The sequence below is a fragment of the Streptomyces sp. NPDC028722 genome (genome assembly GCF_040637655.1).
Lineage (GTDB): Bacteria > Actinomycetota > Actinomycetes > Streptomycetales > Streptomycetaceae > Streptomyces.
Map to the genome: position 1 here is coordinate 17533 of NZ_JBEZWU010000017.1, position 18589 is coordinate 36121.

Consider the following 18589-nt stretch of genomic DNA (forward strand, 5'->3'; position numbering starts at 1 on the left):
TCCAGCCGAACCAGAAGGAGAAAGCCATCATCACCCGCGCCACTCCGCCTCCGCTCCACGAACTCGGCGAACTGGCCGCCCTCGGCACCATGCCCGCCCTCCTGCGCCAGCTCGCCGGCCTCGGCGGCTGCACGCACCCCATCCGCCTCGACGGCCACCGCACCGAGTACGACGTGAACACCCGCACCGGAGAGATCGGCAACGTCCTCCACCTCCACTCCTCCAGCCTCCCGGCCGGTCACCTCCTGGTCCGCTGCAACAACCGCCGCACGACCCGGTGCGCGGCCTGCGCCGAGGTCTACCGCCGCGACACCTTCCACCTGATCACCTCCGGACTGCGCGGTGGCAAGGGAGTCCCCGAATGCGTCGCCGCTCACCCGCGCGTCTTCGCCACCTTCACCGCGCCGAGCTTCGGCCCGGTCCACAACCGCCCCACCGGCCCGGCCGGTTCGGTCCGCCGCTGCCGCTGCGGCGCCTTCCACGACCAGGACGACCCAGCTCTGGGCACTCCGCTCGACCCGGACCGCTACGACTACGAAGCGGCCGTGCTCTGGAACGCGCACGCCGGTCCGCTGTGGCGGCGCTTCTCGACCTACCTGCGCCGAGAGGTCGCCAAGCGCGCCGGCCTCACGCAGCGGGCCTTCCGCGAGTACGCCCGGGTGTCCTTCGCCAAGGTGGCCGAGTACCAGAAGCGCGGAGCCGTCCACTTTCACGCCGTCGTCCGCATCGACGGCCCCGGCGGCGGCGACACCCCGCCTCCCGTCTGGGCCACCGTCGAGCTGCTGACCGACGCCGTCCGGGCCGCCGCCATCGCCGCCCGCGTGGACGGCCCGGTCATCGACGGCCGGGCGCACGCCTTCGCCTTCGGCCGCCAACTCGATGTCCGCACCATCCGCTCGGCCGACTTCGACGGCGGCCAGGAGCTGACCGAGCGGGCCGTAGCCGCGTACATCGCCAAGTACGCCACCAAGGGCGCCGAGACCGCCACGGGTGCTCTCGACCGGCCGCTGAAGTTCCTCGCCGAACTGGCCCAGCTCGACATCAGCGACCACGCCCGCCGGCTCGTCCGCACCGCCTGGACCCTCGGCGCCCGCAAGGACCTCGAACACCTCCGCCTACGGGCCTGGGCCCACATGCTCGGCTTCCGCGGCCACTTCTCCACCAAGTCCCGCCGCTACTCCACCACCCTCGGCGCCCTCCGCGACGCACGTGCCGAATGGCGCCGCGCGCAAGCTCTCGCCGACCCGCAGAACGAGCAGGACACGACCCTCGTCCTCGCCCACTGGGTCTACGCCGGGAGTGGCCTCACCGACACCGAAGCCTGGCTGACCGAATCCCTCGAACCCGCGCCTGGAACAGAAGGAGAACCCACGCATGCGTGACGACGAGCTGCTGACCGTGGCCGAGGTCATGGCTCGACTGAAGGTCGGGCGGTCGACGGTCTACGACCTGATGCGTACTCGGCGGCTGCCCTCGGTCACCATCGGCCGGTGCCGGCGCATCCCCGCCGCTGCCCTGGGCGACTTCATCGCGGGACAGATGGAGCGTGCGGCCTGATGACCACGCGTCGGAGCCGCGGTGACGGCGGCCTGCACTGGGACGAGAAGAGACAACGGTGGATCGCCACGGCGAACCTCGGCTTCGATCCGAGCGGCAAGCGGATCGTCAAGCGGGGGAGTGGCAAGACCAAGACGGAGGCGAAGAACAAGCTCAAGGAGGTACTGCGGGACCACGAAGACGGTCTTGCCATCGCGCCCACCAACTACACGGTCAAGGATGCCGTGACGGACTGGCTGACATACGGCCTGGCGGGACTCGACCCCAGCACCGTTGAGACCGTGACGCTCCTCAGCCAGAAGCACGTGATTCCCGCGCTCGGCGCGCGCAAGCTACGCGAGCTGAGCGCGGAGGACGTGGATCGCTGGCTGGCCACCAAAGCGAAGACGCTCAGCACGCGCACGCTCCAGGGAATCCACTCCTGTCTCAATCGCGCGGTCAAGCGGGCCATGGCGCGGGACAAGGTGAAGCGCAACGTCGTGGAGCTGTGCTCCGTGCCTCAGGGACGGGCGGGGCGTCCTTCCAAGGCGCTCACGTTCGCCCAAGCGGAAGCCGTGCTCAAGGGGGCCGAGGGGACCTCGATGTACGCGTACATCGTCGTCGCACTGCTGACCGGTGCCCGCACCGAGGAACTGTGTGCCCTCACCTGGGATCACGTCTTCCTGAAAGGCCGGCCGGACCTCGACCCGCCGCAGCCTCCACACATCGCCGTCTGGCGCTCGGTTCGGCGGAGTGGGGACACGAAGACTCGCAAGTCCCGGCGCACACTTGCCCTGCCGGCGCGCTGCGTAGATACCCTCTGGCAGCAGTTCGAAGATCAGGGATGGGACCGGCTCGCCGCTGGTGACGACTGGGAGGAACACGGCCTCGTCTTCTCCTCGGCAGTGGGCAAGCCGCTCGACGCCGCCAACGTCCGCCGCGCCTTCCGCCAGGCGCTCAAGGGCATCGACGGGATCAACGCCGATGAGTGGACTCCGCGGGAGCTGCGGCACAGCTTCGTGTCCCTGCTCTCCGACCGGGGGGTCCCGCTGGAGGAGATTTCGCGGCTCGTCGGGCACTCTGGGACCGCTGTGACCGAGGAGGTGTACCGGAAGCAGATCCGGCCCGTCATTCAGACCGGCGCCGTGGTCATGGACGGGATCTTCGGCACCGATCCGCGAGGGTCGTAGACACTCGGAATCGATAGTCACGCAGTTAGACACGCAGCAAAGCCAGAGGGCCCTTACCGATTCGGTAAGGGCCCTCTGACCTGCTACTTAGCTGTCGGGGTGGCGGGATTTGAACCCACGACCTCTTCGTCCCGAACGAAGCGCGCTGCCAAGCTGCGCTACACCCCGATGTCGCTGCTCTCGCGGCGACGACGTTTACTTTAGCCCACCGGTGGCTGTAGGCGAAATCCGATTCAGCAGCGGTGGCGGACCGGGGTCGGGCGGGTGTGGTCCAGGGCCACGAGGAGGACGGACAGGGCGTAGATGGCGAGGCCCAGGAGGAGGGCGTTGGCCAGGGTGCTGCGGTAGCCGTGGGCGGCTGCGTCGAGGAAGGGGTAGAGGTAGCGGGCCGGGTGGGAGGGCGGGAGGAATGCCGCTCGGGTGAGGGAGAAGGCCAGGTAGGCCAGGGGGTAGACGAGCCAGGACGCGGTCTGGCGCAGGTGCAGCCGGGCCGCGGGGGTGAGCAGGAGCCAGTCCAGCAGGGCCGCTGCCGGGATCACCGTGTGGAGGATCTGTAGTGCCGCCCACTGGGCGTGCCAGCGTTCCGGGGGCGTCGTCGCGCCGATCATGGAGAACGGGGGCGTCGTGTGGGCCAGGAGCAGGTGGTAGACGAGCGCCGCGGTCAGGACGTAGAGGAGGGCGGCGCCTGTCACGGCGGAGGGCAGCGGGCGGCGGCCCCGCCAGGCTCTCCTCGCCGACAGGAACATCACCACGGCCAGCAGGACGTCGGCCTGGACGCTGAAGTAGCTCAGGCCGTGGGCCGGGGTGCTCAGCAGGAGTTCGAGAGCGACTCCGCCGGCCGCCAGCGCGGCGGTGGCGAGGCGGAACACCGCAGCCCGGGGGCGCCGGACCGGGGCCACCACCGCAGTGGCCGGGACCGGGGCGGGCAGCAGCAGGGGCGGGCCCGGGATCGCGGGCAGGTCCGGGATGTCCCTGGGTATCGGGGCGGTCATGCCCTCACGCTAGGAGCGGGGGAGGGGGGCGGCGAGACGGGCTGGGCCGGGTGGGTGACGGCCGCTGTCGCCTCCGCGGCTCGCGGCCCGGCTGGGGCGGCCGGCGGCGGCCCTCCCCGGCGTTGCCGATTCCCGCCGGAGGCGCGAGGTGCGTCCCTCCGGGTGGTCCCGGGGCGGGATGTCCTCCATCCGGTGCCGCAAGAGGCTCGCCCGTGGGTTACGGCGGCCTCCCCGGCCGGCGCTCGCCCTACTCCTTGCCCACCAGCGTCAGCAGTGTCGCCTCCGGCGGGCAGGCGAAGCGGACCGGGGTGTAGCGGTTGGTGCCGCAGCCTGCTGAGACGTGGAGGTAGGACGTGCGGCCCTCGGCCGTGTGGGTGGAGAGGCCCTTCACCCGGTCCGTGTCCAGGTCGCAGTTGGTGACCAGGGCGCCGTAGAAGGGGATGCACAGCTGGCCGCCGTGGGTGTGGCCGGCCAGGACCAGGGGGTAGGCGTCCGCCGTGAACGCGTCCAGGACCCGCAGGTACGGCGCGTGGACCACACCGAGGGAGAAGTCGTACGTCCCCGACGGGCCGCCGGCCACCCGGGCGTAGCGGTCGCGCTTGATGTGGGGGTCGTCCAGGCCGGTCAGCTCGATGGAGACGCCCTCGATCTTCAGGACTCCCCGCGTGTTCGTCAGGTTGAGCCAGCCCGCCCCGTCGAAACCGTCCCGCAGGTCCTCCCACGGGTTGTGGATGACGCCCACCGCCGGCGCGTTGCCGTTCAGCCCGTGGCGTCCGCTCGTCCTCTCCAGCAGGTAGCGGGCGGGGTTGCGCAGCTTGGGGCCGTAGTAGTCGTTGGACCCGAAGACGTACGCGCCCGGGAACTCCATCAGCGGGCCCAGCGCGTCCAGGACCTCGGGGACGCCCTCGGGATCCGACAGGTTGTCGCCCGTGTTGATCACGAAGTCCGGGCGCAGGCCGGCCAGTGACCGCAGCCAGCGCTGCTTCTTGCGCTGGCCGCCGACCATGTGGATGTCGGAGACCTGGAGGACGCGCAGGGGGCGCATGCCCGGGGGCAGCACCGGGACGGTGACCCGTCGCAGGCGGAAGGACCGGGCCTCGAAGCCCGCCGCATACACCAGGCCGGCGGAGCCGGCCGCCAGGATGCCCAGGGGGATTCCGTATCGCGCGCGCATGTCCCCATCGTGTCAGACCGGTTGGCCGGGGCGAGAACGGCCACCGGATAAATGAGCGGGCGTACCGGGCGGGGCACCTGCGACAATCGGGCACATGACCACCACGCTCAAGTCGAAGCTGCACGACGACCTCAACGCCGCGATCAAGGGGCGCGACGAGCTGCGTTCCTCGACGCTCCGCCTGACGCTCACCGCGATCACCAAGGAGGAGGTCGCGGGCGAGGAGAAGCGGGAGCTTTCGGACGACGAGGTGCTCAAGGTGATCGCCCGTGAGGCGAAGAAGCGCCGTGAGGCCGCGGAGGCCTTCGCGCAGGGCGGCCGTGCCGAGCAGGCCGAGCGGGAGAAGGCCGAGGGCGAGCTGCTCGCCGGGTACCTGCCCAAGCAGCTGTCCGACGACGAGCTGAACACGATCGTCGCCCAGGCCGTGGCGGAGGCGAAGGCGGCCGGCGCCGAGGGGCCGCGGGCCATGGGCGCCGTCATGAAGATCGTGAACCCGAAGGTGGCGGGTCTGGCCGAGGGCGGCCGGGTCGCCACCGCGGTGAAGAAGCTACTCCAGGGCTGAGCCGCGTGAAGTGGCCGCGCCGGGTCGAGCCGGTCAAGAGGCCGCGCGAGGTCGGCGGCGTGAAGAAGCTGCGCAAGGATTGAGCCGAGTCGAGAGGCTGCGCCGGCGTCGAGCCGTCTGAAGCGGCTGCTCCAGGGCTGGGCCGGCGGAAGACGCTTGGCAGGACTGAGCCGCTGCCGCGTGGCCGGACCACTCGGCTTCACGACCACGACCACGACCACGATCATGACCGCGAGGCCGCACCCGGGAACACCGGTGCGGCCTCGTGGTCGTACTGCACGGTCACGTCGCTCGGTCCTGTCGCACGGACGTGCCGCACGGCCCTGTCGCGCCGTGGCTAGCCCCGGTGGCCGCCGTGGCCGTGGCCGTTGTTGCCGCCGTTCAGCTGGCCCTGGATGAAGTTGCCGGGGAGGGAGAACGTCGGTGTCGGCAGGGTGCCGCCGGTGCCCTGGTCACCCGTTGCGCCGCCGTCCGTCGTGCCCCCGTCCGTCAGACCGGCGATCAGCCCGCCGGTCACCTGCCCCGGCGCGGTCCCGTTGTTGCCGTCGTCCGTCCCCCCGTCCCCTTTTCCCTGATCACCCCCGTTGTGGGTGTCGTCGGGGATGTCGATCAGATGGAAGTCCGGTGCGGGCTTGCCCTCCAGGGCGCCGGACATCATGTCGCGCCAGATGGGGCCGGGGACCTCACCGCCGTAGACCTTGGCGTGCGGGACGCCGCCGATGGTGATGTCGACCATCCGGCGCTTGTGCTGCGGGTCGCCGACCCAGACCGCGCCGGCCATGTTCGGGGTGTAGCCGACGAACCAGGCCGCGTAGCGCTCGTCCGTCGTACCCGTCTTGCCCGCGCTCGGGCGGCTGCCGAGACCGGCCTCCTGACCCGTGCCGTCCTCGACCACGCCCTTGAGGAGCGTGCTCACCGTGTCGGCGGTGTTCTCCGACATCGCCCGCGAGCAGGTCGACTTCGGCACCTCCAGGGACTTCTGCTCGCTGCCCACCTTCTGGGTGATCGAGTCGATGGCGACCGGCGTGCAGTACATCCCGCGCGCGGCGAAGGTGGCGTACGCGTTCGCCATCGTCAGCGGGGACATCTCCTGGGTGCCGAGCGCGATGGAGGGTGCCTGCTGGACCTTGCGGCCGTCCGCGCGCTGCACGCCCATCCTGTGGGCCATGTCGATCACCGGGCAGATGCCGATGTCGCTTATCAGCTGCACGTAGTAGGTGTTGACCGACTTCGCGGTCGCCTCCTTCATACCGTACGGGCCGTGCTCCGACTCGTTCTCGTTGGTCAGCTTCGTGGGGCGGTTCGGGTCGTCGTGCCAGGTCTTGCCGTTGCACGCGGACACGGGGCTGGGGTACGCCATCTCGTACGGCGACGAGTACTCCTGCGTGGCGGGCTTCCCGCCCTCGATGGCCGCCGCGGCGACGATCGGCTTGAACGTGGAACCGGGCTGGTAGCCGGCGCCGCCGCCCATGTCCTGGTTCACGGACAGGTTGATCGTCGTCTCGTGGTTCTTGGTGTTGACGCCGTACGGGCGGGACTGGCCCATCGCGAGGATCTTGCCGGTGCCGGGCTCCACGATGGTCGCGGCGGTGGCCACGGAGTCGCTCTCGTAGACATGATCCTTGAGGGACGCCTGCACGGAGCGCTGGGCCTGCGGGTCGAGTGTCGTACGGATCGTCAGGCCGCCCCGGTTCCAGAGCTTCGACCGCGCCTCCCGGGTCTTGCCGAAGGACTTGTCGGTGAGGAGGATCTGGCGGACGTAGTCACAGAAGAAGCCGGCGCCCTTCACGGCGGTGATGCAGCCGTTCTTGGGATGGCTGGGGTCCAGCTCGACCGGCTTCTGCTTGGCCTCGTCGGCCTCCTTCTGGGAGATGTCACCGACCTCCGCCATGCGCTGGAGCACGGTGTTGCGCCGCTTGGTGGCCTCGGCCTCGTCGTTCACCGGGTCGTAGCGGCTCGGTGACTGCACGATGCCGGCGAGGAGGGCCGACTCCTGGAGATTCAGGTTCTTGGCGTGCTTGGAGAAGTAACGCTGGGCGGCGGCCTCGACGCCGTAGGCCTGCTCACCGAAGAAGGTGATGTTCAGGTAGTTCTCGAGGATCTTCTTCTTGCCGAGCTTGTCCTCGATCTGGATGGCGTACTTCAGCTCGCGGATCTTGCGCCCGAGGGTCTGCTGGGTGGCCTCGGCGACCTTCGTCGGATCGTCACCGGCCTCCTCGATGAAGTAGTTCTTCACCAGCTGCTGGGTGAGCGTGGAGGCGCCCTGGGCGACCCCGCCGCTCTGCGCGTTCTTGTTCAGGGCGCGCAGCACACCCTTGAGGTCGACCGCGCCGTGCTGGTAGAAGCGCGAGTCCTCGATCGCGACGATCGCCTTCTGCATGTACGGCGAGATGTCCTTGAGGTCGACCACCGTGCGGTCGCGGGAGTAGACGGTCGCGATCTGTTTCCCGCGGTCGTCCAGGATGGTCGTGCGCTGGCTGAGCTGGGGACTCTTGAGGTTGGCCGGGATCTCGTCGAAGCTCTGCACCGATCCCTTGGCCGCGAGACCCAGCGCGCCGGCCGCGGGCAGCGCGATGCCCGCCAGCACGGCTCCGGCGAGCACACTGACACCGAGGAACTTGGCGGCCTGCTGCGTTGGCGACAGACCGCCACCCGAGCGCTTCTTTGGCATGGGGGCAGCCTAATCCGTACTGTTGAGCGTTCCTAAGGAGCGACCGTGTCACGACACGGCGAACCGGGATGTCCACCTTCCCGTTCGCCGGACACGCATGCAGGCGTTGGCCTAAGCTGCTCTCGACTGTCACAGCGATGCGGTCACACGCGTACGACGTCCGGCGACCCCGAATCGTTCCGGTCGTAGCCCGTAATCACCAGGGCGCGCGCCCGTTTCCGGGGCCGACGCGCCCGAAACCGCCTCGTGTGTCACCTGGTGCCCGATGTGGCGCACCGCAGCTGTCCCGTTTTGCCGGGATGGTCGCGCTTGTCGCCAGCTCACTCCCGCGGGTGATCTGCCGCTTACCCATAGTCCGTTCGGGCCATCCAAGATTGGGCCCGAAGGGGGTGTTGCGCTGTGTCGACCTTCCGTAACGTCCTCAACTGGCGGCGGTGCATATGCCGCTGCCGCCGTGGGGGAGCCTCGATTCGGGAGAGGACGGCGCCGGTATGGGCTGGGTAACCGACTGGAGTGCGCAGGCTGCCTGCCGCACTACGGATCCGGATGAACTGTTCGTTCAGGGAGCAGCGCAGAACAGGGCCAAGGCGGTGTGCACCGGATGCCCGGTGCGCACGGAGTGCCTGGCGGACGCGCTGGACAACCGTGTGGAGTTCGGCGTGTGGGGAGGCATGACGGAGCGGGAGCGCCGCGCACTGCTGCGCCGGCGGCCCACCGTGACTTCTTGGCGCAGGCTGCTGGAGACCGCCCGCTCGGAGTACGAGCGGGGCGTCGGGATCGTGTCCCTCGACCACGACGAGGTCTACGAGGACTATGCGGCGGTGAGCTGACGGCATCCCCGGGCGCACATCCGGAATCCACCGTTCCGGCAGACCCCCCACGGCAACCGCGCCCGGTAGGCCTCCGTCCGCCGTGTGCCCGGGCGTCGACGCCCGTCGCGTACGGCAACGGCGTCCGAACGATGTCCGAACGACGTGCGCTGCGTACGGCGCCCGCGACCGTCGCACGCGTGCCGGCGTACCTCGGTACGCGAGGCGAGAACCCCCACGGCGCGTGCTCCTGCCGTGGGTGCGGCGTGTGTGCCTACGGGTGTGCCGGCCGCCCGTCCGCCAGCCGGTCGCCGATGTTCCGCAGGCCCGTGAGGTCGTGGACGTCGCCGGGCAGTGCGGGCACTTCCACCACCGCCACCTCGGGGTGTCGGGCGGCGAAACGGTCACGCGTGCGCTGCTCGCGCGAGAGCAGTTGCATGCGCTCGGCGTGCAGCCGCAGCAGGGCCGCGGCGAGTTGGTCGACGGAGCGTTCCGCGTCGGCGGGGGAGCCTTCCTCGGCGGCAGCGGCTGGGGCGGCGGCTGCGGTCTCGGATGCGGGAGATGGTGAACTGCCGTGCGGGTCGGGAGAGTTACGAAGTCCAGCTTTCCCGCCCCCCTGATCCACAATGCGGGCGTCCTCAAGATTTTCCGCGGCCGCGAGCGCACGTTCTGCCGACAGCCCGCCGGCTCCGCTGCCGTGCACCCGGTTGAGCACCAGGCCGACCAGGGGCATGTGCTCCGCGGCCAGCCGCTCGACGAAGTACGCGGCCTCGCGCAGCGCATCCCGCTCCGGGGCCGCCACCACCAGGAACGCCGTGCCGGGCGCCTGGAGCAGTTTGTAGGTGGTGTCCGCGCGCGTACGGAACCCGCCGAAGGTGGTGTCCATCGCGGCCACGAACGTCTGGACGTCCTTCAGCAGCTGGCCGCCCAGCAGCTTGCCCAGTGTGCCGGTCATCATCGACATGCCGACGTTCAGGAACTTCATGCCCGCGCGTCCGCCCAGTTTGGCGGGAGCGGTCAGCAGGCGGATGAGGCGACCGTCCAGGAAGGAGCCCAGCCGCTTGGGCGCGTCCAGGAAGTCCAGCGCCGAACGGGACGGCGGGGTGTCCACGACGATCAGGTCCCACTCCTCCCTCGCCCGCAGCTGGCCCAGCTTCTCCATCGCCATGTACTCCTGCGTGCCCGCGAAGCCCGCCGAGAGCGACTGGTAGAAGGGGTTCGCCAGGATCGCGGCGGCCCGCTCCGAGTCCGCGTGCGCCTCCACGACCTCGTCGAAGGTGCGCTTCATGTCGAGCATCATGGCGTGCAGCTCGCCGTCGCCCTCCGTGCCCTTCACCCGGCGCGGCACGTTGTCGAGCGAGTCGATGCCCATCGACTGGGCCAGCCGCCTGGCCGGGTCGATGGTCAGGACGACCACCTTGCGGCCCCGCTCGGCGGCCCGCAGCCCGAGGGCCGCCGCGGTCGTCGTCTTGCCCACTCCGCCCGAGCCGCAGCACACCACGATCCGGGTCTTCGGGTCGTCCAGCAGTGGATCGATGTCGAGCACGCGCGCGGGGGAGAGCCGGCGGCCGGTGTCCGCCACCCCGACAGCCCCCTGCCCCTCGGGTTCCGCCGGCCGCCCGGAAGTCTCCGGCCGCCCGGAAGTCTCCGACCCCCCGGGGGTTTCCGGCGCCTCGGAGGACCGCGCCTCGGAGGTCTCCCACTCCTCGGAGGCCTCCCGCTCCTCGGCCGGGTCCGGACTCATGACAACCCCTGCTTCCGCAGCTCGGTGGCGAGTTCGTACAGGCCCGCCAGGTCCATGCCCTCGGCGAGCAGCGGCAGTTCGTCCAGCGGCAGGCCCAGCTCGCCGAGGGCCGCACGCTGCTCCTGCTCCAGCGCGTACCGCTCGGCGTACTCCGCGGCCTGCGCCAGCAGCGGGTCCACCAGCCTCTCGGCGTTCCCGCCCCGCCGGGCCCCGCCCAGACCGGCGGCCGAGAGCGCCCGCGCAACCGATGAACGCTCCACGTCCCGTACGAGTTCCAGGTCGTCCGCGTCCAACACCTGCGGCCGGACCATGTTCACGATGACCCGGCCCACCGGCAGCCGCGCCGCGCGCAGTTCGGCGATGCCGTCGGCGGTCTCCTGGACCGGCATCTCCTCCAGCAGCGTCACCAGGTGCACCGCCGTCTCCGGCGACTTCAGCACCCTCATCACGGCCTGCGCCTGATTGTGTATAGGGCCGATCTTGGCGAGGCCCGCCACCTCGTCGTTGACGTTCAGGAAGCGGGTGATGCGGCCGGTCGGCGGGGCGTCCATGACGACGTAGTCGTAGATGAACCGCCCGCTCTTGTCCTTGCGGCGCACCGCCTCGCACGCCTTGCCGGTCAGCAGGACGTCCCTGATGCCGGGGGCGATGGTGGTGGCGAAGTCGATGGCGCCGAGCTTTTTCAGGGCTCTGCCCGCCCCGCCCAGTTTGTAGAACATCTGGAGGTAGTCCAGAAGGGCCAGTTCCGGGTCTATGGCGAGGGCGTACACCTCCCCGCCGCCCGGAGCGACCGCGATCTTGCGCTCCTCATACGGCAACGCCTCCGTCTCGAAGAGCTGTGCGATGCCCTGCCGGCCCTCGACCTCCACGAGAAGCGTCCGCTTCCCCTCGGTCGCGAGGGCCAGCGCGAGGGCTGCGGCGACCGTCGTCTTTCCGGTCCCGCCCTTGCCGCTGACGACCTGGAGCCTGCTCACGTCCTCGAGCCTAACCAGTCCGGCCGACAACCACGCGGGAGGCTGTGGATAAGGGAGGTCCGGCCCCTTCCGGCACAGCGGCTACAGTCGGCTCCATGACCAAGTGGGAATACGCAACCGTGCCGCTGCTCGTCCATGCCACGAAGCAGATTCTGGACACCTGGGGCGAGGACGGCTGGGAGCTCGTCCAGGTCGTGCCCGGGCCGAACAATCCGGAACAGCTCGTGGCCTACCTGAAGCGGGAGAAGCAGGCGTGAGCGCGGTCGAGGCCAGGCTGGCCGAACTGGGACTGACCCTGCCGGACGTCGTACCGCCGCTGGCCGCGTACCAGCCGGCCGTGCGGTCCGGGGTGTACGTGTACACCTCCGGCCAGCTGCCGATGGTCCAGGGCAAGCTGCCGGTCACCGGCAAGGTGGGCGCCGAGGTCACGCCGGAGGAGGCCAAGGAGCTGGCCCGCACGTGCGCGCTGAACGCCCTGGCCGCCGTGAAGTCCGTGGCCGGCGACCTGGACCGCGTCGTGCGCGTCGTGAAGGTCGTCGGCTTCGTCGCCTCGGCGTCCGACTTCACCGGGCAGCCCGGTGTCGTCAACGGCGCCAGCGAGCTGCTCGGCGAGGTCCTCGGCGACAAGGGTGTGCACGCCCGCAGCGCGGTCGGTGTCGCGGTGCTGCCGCTGGACGCGCCGGTCGAGGTCGAGATCCAGGTCGAGCTGGCCCCGTGATCCCGCCGGGGCGCTGCTGACCTCGGTACCTCTCGAACATTCGCCCTACACGGGATAGCCTCCGGCCATGGCGAACGGTCAGTGGTACCCCCCGGAGTGGCCGGACCGCATCCGCGCCCTCGCGGACGGCACTCTCACCCCGGTGTCCCCCCGGCGCGCGGCCACGGTGCTGCTCCTGCGGGACACCGTCGCCGGTCCGGCCGTCCACATGCTGCGCAGACGCGCCTCCATGGCCTTCGCCGGAGGCGCGTATGCGTATCCCGGCGGCGGTGTCGACCCGCGCGACGACGACGGCCGGGTCCGCTGGGCGGGCCCCACGCGCGCGTGGTGGGCGCGGCGGCTCGGCGTCGACGAGGCGGGTGCCCAGGCCATCGTGTGCGCGGCCGTCCGCGAGACCTACGAGGAGGCCGGTGTGCTCCTCGCCGGACCCGGCCCGGACTCGGTCGTCGGCGACACCACCGGCGAGGACTGGGAGGCCGACCGCGCGGCCCTGGTGGCGCGTGAGCTGTCCTTCGCCGAGTTCCTCGGCCGGCGCGGCCTGGTGCTGCGCTCGGACCTGCTGGGTGCCTGGACCCGCTGGATCACCCCGGAGTTCGAGGCCCGCCGCTACGACACCTGGTTCTTCGTGGCCGTCCTGCCCGAGGGGCAGCGCACCCGCAACGCCTCCACCGAGGCCGACCGCACGGTGTGGATCCGCCCCGAGGAGGCCGCCGCCGGGTACGACGGGGGTGAGCTGCTGATGATGCCGCCCACCATCGCCACCCTGCGCCAGCTGCTGCCGTACGCCACCGCCGCCGAGGCGCTCGCCGCCGCTCCCGCGCGCGACATGACCCCGGTCCTGGCCCGGGCCCGCCTGCGAGACGGCGAGATCGTCCTCTCCTGGCCCGGGCACGACGAGTTCACCAAACACGTCCCGGTCGCCGCGACGACGGCTCCGACGACCGCTGAGAAGACCGGTGGAGGCCCCGCATGACCGACGCAGCAGCCCTGCCGGGCCAGCCCCGCGGCGGAGTCCTCTCGGGGCCCGCCACCGAACGGGCCGTCAACGTCCTCGCGCCCAACGCCTCCGCGATGACGCTGGACGGCACCAACACCTGGCTCGTCGCCGAGCCCGACTCCGATCTCGCGGTGGTGATCGACCCGGGTCCGCTGGACGACGGCCATCTGCGCAACGTCGTGGACACGGCCGAGAAGGCCGGCAAGCGCATAGCCCTGATCCTGCTCACCCACGGCCACCCCGACCACGCCGAGGGCGCCGCCCGTTTCGCCGGGCTGACCGGTACGCGCGTGCGTGCCCTGGACCCGGCGCTGCGGCTCGGTGACGAGGGCCTGGCCGCCGGCGACGTGGTCACCACCGGCGGTCTGGAGCTGCGCGTCGTGCCGACCCCCGGGCACACCGCCGACTCGCTGTCCTTCCATCTCCCGGCCGACCGGGCCGTGCTGACGGGTGACACCGTCCTCGGCCGCGGTACGACCCTCGTGGCCCACCCCGACGGGCGGCTCGGCGACTATCTGGACTCCTTGCGGCGGCTGCGGTCCCTGACGGTGGACGACGGCGTGCACACCGTCCTGCCGGGCCACGGGCCGGTCCTGGACGACGCCCAGGGCGCCGTCGAGTTCTACCTCGCCCACCGCGCCCACCGGCTCGCGCAGGTGGAGACGGCGGTCGAGAACGGCTACCGCGCCCCGGCCGAGGTCGTCGCCCACGTGTACGCCGACGTGGACCGCTCGCTGTGGCCGGCGGCGGAACTGTCGGTGCGGGCCCAGCTGGACTACCTCAGCGAGCACGGGCTGATCTAGCCGGCCGTGGGGCCCGCATGCCGCGCACGCGCGCGTGGGCGCCCGTCGACCGGTCCGGCGGACCCGGGCGAGGGGCTGGGCGGCACGCACCGGATGCGGCAGCGGGGCCCGTCCGCGCGTGCAGCGGGCCCCGGGGCTGTGGGACGGAGCCCGGCGTCAGCGCGACCTCTTGGCCAGCCGTTCGACGTCCAGCAGGATGACGGCCCGCGCCTCCAGACGCAGCCACCCGCGCTGGGCGAAGTCGGCCAGGGCCTTGTTCACGGTCTCGCGGGAGGCACCGACCAGCTGGGCCAGCTCCTCCTGGGTGAGGTCGTGGACGACGTGGATGCCCTCCTCGGACTGCACGCCGAAGCGGCGGGAGAGGTCCAGCAGGGCCCGGGCCACGCGGCCGGGGACGTCCGAGAAGACCAGGTCGGACATCGCGTCGTTGGTCTTGCGCAGCCGGCGGGCGACGGCGCGCAGCAGGGCGCCGGCCACCTCCGGGCGGACGTTCAGCCAGGGCTGGAGGTCGCCGTGCCCGAGGCCGAGCAGCTTGACCTCGGTGAGCGCGGTCGCCGTGGCCGTACGGGGGCCGGGGTCGAACAGCGACAGCTCGCCGATCAGCTCACCGGGTCCGACGACGGCGAGCATGTTCTCGCGGCCGTCGGGGGAGGTGCGGTGCAGCTTCACCTTGCCCTCGGTGACGACGTACAGCCGGTCTCCGGGGTCGCCTTCGTGGAACAGCGAGTCGCCGCGTGCCAGGGTCACCTCACTCATGGAGGCGCGAAGCTCCGCGGCCTGCTCGTCGTCGAGTGCCGCGAAGAGCGGGTTGCGCCGCAGAACGTCGTCCACGAGTTATCTCCTTGTCGACCTGCTCAGGGGATGGTGCTCCCCGCGTGCCAGGGGACCGTGTTCCCCGTTTTGCCGGACGGTCCAAACAGTGTGATCTGTCACAAGGATGCCGCACACGTGTCCCGGGGTAAGCGTCAGGGGTCCAATCGGGGGCCGGTGAGCCGGGTCCGGGACGGATCACGGTGCCGGGCCCTAGGCTGGTCGGGTATCCAAAATGCCGGTGAGAGCACAGGCCAAGGGGGCTGGGCGGGTGGTTGTACGTCGGGATTCCGCCGTGGGCGAACAGGTCCCCGAGGAAAGTAATAAAACAGGCAAATCGGCTAAAAAGGTTGTCGACGCCGCGAAGAAGGCCGCGCCTGTCAAGAAGGTCGCCAAGAAGGCCGCCGAGAAGACGGCGAGCGTGAAGAACGAGAAGACGGCGAGCGTGAAGAAGCCCGCCGAGAAGGCGGCCGCGGAAAAGGTCACCTCCGCCGGAGGGCCGGCCGGCGGTGAGTCCCGGACCGCCCTGGTCCGCCGTGCCCGCCGCATCAACCGCGAGCTGGCCGAGGTGTACCCGTACGCCCACCCCGAGCTGGACTTCGAGAACCCCTTCCAGCTGCTCGTCGCCACCGTGCTGTCGGCCCAGACCACCGACCTGAGGGTCAACCAGACGACCCCGGCGCTCTTCGCCAAGTACCCCACCCCCGAGGATCTCGCCGCCGCCAACCCGGAGGAGGTCGAGGAGATTTTGCGCCCCTGCGGCTTCTTCCGGGCCAAGACCAGGTCGGTCATAGGGCTCTCCAAGGCCCTCGCCGAGGACTTCGGCGGCGAGGTGCCCGGCAGGCTGGAGGACCTGGTCAAGCTGCCCGGCGTCGGCCGCAAGACGGCCTTCGTCGTCCTCGGCAACGCGTTCGGGCGGCCCGGGATCACCGTCGACACGCACTTCCAGCGGCTGGTCCGGCGCTGGCGGTGGACCGACGAGAGCGACCCCGACAAGATCGAGGCCGCCATCGGCGCGCTCTTCCCGAAGGCCGACTGGACCGACCTGTCCCACCACGTCATCTGGCACGGCCGCCGCATCTGCCACGCCCGCAAGCCCGCCTGCGGCGCCTGCCCCGTCGCCCCGCTCTGCCCGGCCTACGGTGAGGGCGAGACCGACCCCGAGAAGGCGAAGAAGCTCCTGAAGTACGAGAAGGGCGGCTTCCCCGGCCAGCGGCTCAAGCCCCCGCAGGCCTACCTGGACGCGGGCGGCAGGCCGGCGCCGCCACTGGGGGCCGCGTGACGGAACGATCCCGGGCCCCTCGGGCGTTGGAGTGGGCAGAGCGACGGGGGTGGCGATGACGAGTACCAGTGACACGCAGGGCGGTTCGGTGGCGCTCAGCGAGGAAGGGCTGCCGGACTGGCTGGATCCCGTGGCGCGCGCCGCCGAGACCGTCCAGCCGCTCCAGCTGAGCCGCTTCCTGCCGCCGGAGAACGGCTCGGGGCGGCAGTCGGCCGTCCTGATCCTGTTCGGCGAGGGCCGGCGCGGCCCCGAGCTGCTGCTCATGGAGCGCGCGGGCTCGCTGCGTTCGCACGCCGGTCAGCCGTCCTTCCCGGGCGGTGCGCTGGACCCGCAGGACGGCGACCCGCACGGCGAGGGACCCCTGCGGGCCGCGCTGCGTGAGGCCGAGGAGGAGACCGGGCTCGACCCGTCCGGTGTGCAGCTCTTCGGCGTGCTGCCCCGGCTGTACATCCCGGTCAGCGGCTTCGTCGTCACCCCGGTGCTCGGCTGGTGGCGCGAGCCCAGCCCGGTCGGCGTGGTCGACCCGAACGAGACCGCTCGGGTCTTCACGGTGCCCGTGGCGGATCTCACGGACCCCGTCAACCGTGCCACCGCCGTGCACCCCAGCGGCCACCGCGGCCCGGCATTCCTGGTCGAATCGGCCCTCGTCTGGGGCTTCACGGCCGGAGTGATCGACCGCCTGCTGTACTACGCGGGCTGGGAGCGTCCCTGGGACCGGGAGAAGCAGGTCCCGCTCGACTGGCGCGCATGACAGGGTGATCCCGTGCTGTGTCTTCCGGGGACGCCGTGTCCTCAGCCACTGCGTGGCGTGCCGGACCCCCGGCCGGGCCGCGGGGACCGGAGTGAGTAGGCGAGGCCTGAAGCGGTGAACGTGCTGGACATCCTGTTGCTGGTCGCGGCCGTGTGGTTCGCGGTGGTGGGCTACCGCCAGGGCTTCGTCGTCGGCATCCTGTCGGTGATCGGCTTCCTGGGCGGCGGCCTCGTCGCGGTGTACGCGCTGCCCCTGATCTGGGACGCCGTGACCGAGAAGAGGGACGTCGGCACGACCGCGGCCGTCGTCGCCGTGGTCGTCGTCATCGTCTGCGCCTCCGTCGGCCAGGCGCTGACCACGCACCTCGGCAACAAGCTGCGCCGGCAGATCACCTGGTCACCGGCGCGCGCCCTGGACGCCACCGGCGGCGCGCTGGTGAACGTCGTCGCCATGCTGCTGGTCGCCTGGCTGATCGGCTCCGCGCTCGCCGGTACGACCCTGCCGACGCTCGGCAAGGAGGTCCGCGGCTCCAAGGTGCTCCTCGGCGTCTCCCGGGCGTTGCCGGCGCAGGCCGACACCTGGTTCGCGGACTTCTCCTCGGTGCTCGCGCAGAACGGCTTCCCGCAGGTCTTCAGCCCGTTCGCCAACGAGCCGATCAAGGACGTACAGCCCCCGGACACGGCCCTCGCGCGCAGCCCGGTCGCCGGTGCGGCCCAGCGTTCCATCGTCAAGGTCACCGGCACGGCCCAGAGCTGCGGCAAGGTCCTGGAGGGCACCGGCTTCGTGTTCGCCGACCGCCGGGTGATGACCAACGCGCACGTCGTCGGGGGCGTGGACGCGCCGAGCGTGCAGATAGGCGGTGTGGGCCGCGCGTACGACGCGAAGGTCGTCCTGTACGACTGGAAGCGCGACATCGCCGTCCTCGACGTCCCGGACCTGAGGACGGCCGCGCTGAAGTTCTCCGCGCGGGACGCCTCCGGCGGTGACGGCGCGATCGTCGCGGGCTTCCCGGAGAACGGCGCCTACGACGTGCGCGCCGCGCGTGTGCGCGGGCGCATCACGGCCAACGGCCCGGACATCTACCACCGCGGCACGGTCCGCCGGGGCGTCTACTCGCTGTACGCGACCGTCCGCCAGGGCAACTCCGGCGGCCCGCTGCTGACGCCGGACGGCAAGGTGTACGGCGTGGTGTTCGCCAAGTCCCTCGACGACGCGGACACCGGCTACGCCCTCACGGCGGACGAGATCCGGGCCGACATCCGACAGGGGCGCACGGCGAACGAGCAGGTCGGTACGGACAGCTGCGCCCTGTAGGCGGGCGGCGGCCGCTCAGCCGCGCGGATGACGCAGCCGCACGGAGACCCAGCGGGCCCGACGGCGCAGGATGCGCGGAATGCCTACTCGGAGGTCCGCCTCCGCGACCTGCGCGGTGCCTCGCCGGGGCGTGCTCAGGCCGGTGGCCGAGCGGCGGGTGCGGGGTGCGTCACTGTAGTCCTGCGTCCAGCCCATACCCGGACGTGTGCCCCCGCCCCAAGGTCCATAACCGCCTGTGCGCCGCCCAATTGGCCTATGCGGT

The 18589-nt window shown here is 71.2% G+C and carries 19 protein-coding genes and 1 tRNA gene; 12 read left to right on the plus strand and 8 right to left on the minus strand.

Features of this window, described 5'->3' with window-relative positions:
* The first annotated feature begins 89 nt into the window (after window positions 1–89).
* From AB0F03_RS24150 to AB0F03_RS24160, 3 genes are read left to right on the plus strand one after another with little or no spacing between them, the layout of a single operon-like run.
* The gene (locus AB0F03_RS24150; RefSeq protein WP_361995435.1) at window positions 90–1382 is read left to right on the plus strand and encodes a replication initiator; all 1293 of its coding nucleotides are present in this window, start codon (window positions 90–92) and stop codon (window positions 1380–1382) included.
* Window positions 1375–1557, plus strand: a complete 183-nt coding sequence (locus tag AB0F03_RS24155) for a helix-turn-helix domain-containing protein (protein WP_361995437.1) — start codon at window positions 1375–1377, stop codon at window positions 1555–1557. The genes AB0F03_RS24150 and AB0F03_RS24155 overlap by 8 nt, the downstream gene beginning before the upstream one ends.
* On the plus strand, window positions 1557–2726 hold the full coding sequence (locus AB0F03_RS24160) for a site-specific integrase (RefSeq protein ID WP_361995439.1): 1170 nt from the start codon (window positions 1557–1559) through the stop codon (window positions 2724–2726). Before AB0F03_RS24155 ends, AB0F03_RS24160 begins: the two co-directional genes overlap by 1 nt.
* 94 nt (window positions 2727–2820) lie before the next feature.
* On the opposite strand, the gene AB0F03_RS24165 is transcribed toward AB0F03_RS24160, so the two are convergent.
* From AB0F03_RS24165 to AB0F03_RS24175, 3 genes are all read right to left on the minus strand, one after another.
* Window positions 2821–2894 (minus strand) — tRNA-Pro (locus tag AB0F03_RS24165).
* A gap of 65 nt (window positions 2895–2959) precedes the next feature.
* Window positions 2960–3718 carry a Pr6Pr family membrane protein gene (locus tag AB0F03_RS24170; RefSeq protein ID WP_361995441.1) on the minus strand — a complete coding sequence of 253 codons (759 nt, stop codon included), beginning with the start codon at window positions 3716–3718 and terminating at the stop codon, window positions 2960–2962.
* Between the two features lie 247 nt (window positions 3719–3965).
* On the minus strand, window positions 3966–4892 hold the full coding sequence (locus AB0F03_RS24175) for a metallophosphoesterase (RefSeq protein ID WP_361995442.1): 927 nt from the start codon (window positions 4890–4892) through the stop codon (window positions 3966–3968).
* Between the two features lie 94 nt (window positions 4893–4986).
* On the opposite strand from AB0F03_RS24175, the gene AB0F03_RS24180 reads away from it, so the two are divergent.
* Window positions 4987–5454: a GatB/YqeY domain-containing protein gene (locus tag AB0F03_RS24180; protein WP_361995444.1), complete on the plus strand. Its 468-nt coding sequence runs from the start codon at window positions 4987–4989 to the stop codon at window positions 5452–5454.
* 337 nt (window positions 5455–5791) lie between these two features.
* Here AB0F03_RS24180 and AB0F03_RS24185 read toward each other — a convergent pair whose 3' ends face one another.
* Entirely contained in the window at window positions 5792–8125 is a 2334-nt protein-coding gene (locus tag AB0F03_RS24185) for a transglycosylase domain-containing protein (protein ID WP_361995446.1), read from the minus strand.
* A 491-nt stretch (window positions 8126–8616) separates the two neighbouring features.
* Here AB0F03_RS24185 and wblA point away from each other — a divergent pair, with 491 nt between their 5' ends.
* Entirely contained in the window at window positions 8617–8955 is a 339-nt protein-coding gene (gene wblA, locus AB0F03_RS24190) for a transcriptional regulator WblA (protein ID WP_361995448.1), read from the plus strand.
* Between the two features lie 253 nt (window positions 8956–9208).
* On the opposite strand, the gene AB0F03_RS24195 is transcribed toward wblA, so the two are convergent.
* Together AB0F03_RS24195 and AB0F03_RS24200 are read right to left on the minus strand one after the other, a co-directional pair.
* Window positions 9209–10678: an ArsA family ATPase gene (locus AB0F03_RS24195; protein ID WP_361995449.1), complete on the minus strand. Its 1470-nt coding sequence runs from the start codon at window positions 10676–10678 to the stop codon at window positions 9209–9211.
* Window positions 10675–11652 carry an ArsA-related P-loop ATPase gene (locus tag AB0F03_RS24200; RefSeq protein ID WP_361995450.1) on the minus strand — a complete coding sequence of 326 codons (978 nt, stop codon included), beginning with the start codon at window positions 11650–11652 and terminating at the stop codon, window positions 10675–10677. The genes AB0F03_RS24195 and AB0F03_RS24200 overlap by 4 nt, the downstream gene beginning before the upstream one ends.
* Window positions 11653–11747: 95 nt before the next feature.
* On the opposite strand from AB0F03_RS24200, the gene AB0F03_RS24205 reads away from it, so the two are divergent.
* From AB0F03_RS24205 to AB0F03_RS24220, 4 genes are all read left to right on the plus strand, one after another.
* Complete coding sequence (locus AB0F03_RS24205) at window positions 11748–11909, plus strand: DUF4177 domain-containing protein (protein ID WP_003975360.1); 162 nt, start codon at window positions 11748–11750, stop codon at window positions 11907–11909.
* The gene (locus AB0F03_RS24210; RefSeq protein ID WP_361995452.1) at window positions 11906–12370 is read left to right on the plus strand and encodes a RidA family protein; all 465 of its coding nucleotides are present in this window, start codon (window positions 11906–11908) and stop codon (window positions 12368–12370) included. The genes AB0F03_RS24205 and AB0F03_RS24210 overlap by 4 nt, the downstream gene beginning before the upstream one ends.
* 67 nt (window positions 12371–12437) lie before the next feature.
* A complete protein-coding gene (locus AB0F03_RS24215; protein ID WP_361995454.1) occupies window positions 12438–13343 on the plus strand; it encodes an NUDIX hydrolase in 906 nt (301 codons plus the stop codon).
* Window positions 13340–14170, plus strand: coding sequence for an MBL fold metallo-hydrolase (locus tag AB0F03_RS24220; RefSeq protein WP_361995456.1), 831 nt, complete (start codon window positions 13340–13342; stop codon window positions 14168–14170). Before AB0F03_RS24215 ends, AB0F03_RS24220 begins: the two co-directional genes overlap by 4 nt.
* Window positions 14171–14326: 156 nt before the next feature.
* Here AB0F03_RS24220 and AB0F03_RS24225 read toward each other — a convergent pair whose 3' ends face one another.
* Window positions 14327–15001, minus strand: a complete 675-nt coding sequence (locus tag AB0F03_RS24225) for a Crp/Fnr family transcriptional regulator (protein WP_030734182.1) — start codon at window positions 14999–15001, stop codon at window positions 14327–14329.
* A 214-nt stretch (window positions 15002–15215) separates the two neighbouring features.
* Between AB0F03_RS24225 and nth the strand changes: the two genes are divergently transcribed.
* The 3 genes from nth (at window position 15216) to AB0F03_RS24240 (ending at window position 18327) form a co-directional block, all read left to right on the plus strand.
* Window positions 15216–16262, plus strand: a complete 1047-nt coding sequence (nth, locus tag AB0F03_RS24230; protein ID WP_361995458.1) for an endonuclease III — start codon at window positions 15216–15218, stop codon at window positions 16260–16262.
* Between the two features lie 55 nt (window positions 16263–16317).
* Entirely contained in the window at window positions 16318–17013 is a 696-nt protein-coding gene (locus AB0F03_RS24235; protein WP_361995460.1) for a CoA pyrophosphatase, read from the plus strand.
* A 114-nt stretch (window positions 17014–17127) separates the two neighbouring features.
* Entirely contained in the window at window positions 17128–18327 is a 1200-nt protein-coding gene (locus tag AB0F03_RS24240; protein WP_361995461.1) for a MarP family serine protease, read from the plus strand.
* 15 nt (window positions 18328–18342) lie between these two features.
* Here AB0F03_RS24240 and AB0F03_RS24245 read toward each other — a convergent pair whose 3' ends face one another.
* Complete coding sequence (locus tag AB0F03_RS24245) at window positions 18343–18522, minus strand: hypothetical protein (protein WP_356821438.1); 180 nt, start codon at window positions 18520–18522, stop codon at window positions 18343–18345.
* Window positions 18523–18589: the final 67 nt, after the last annotated feature.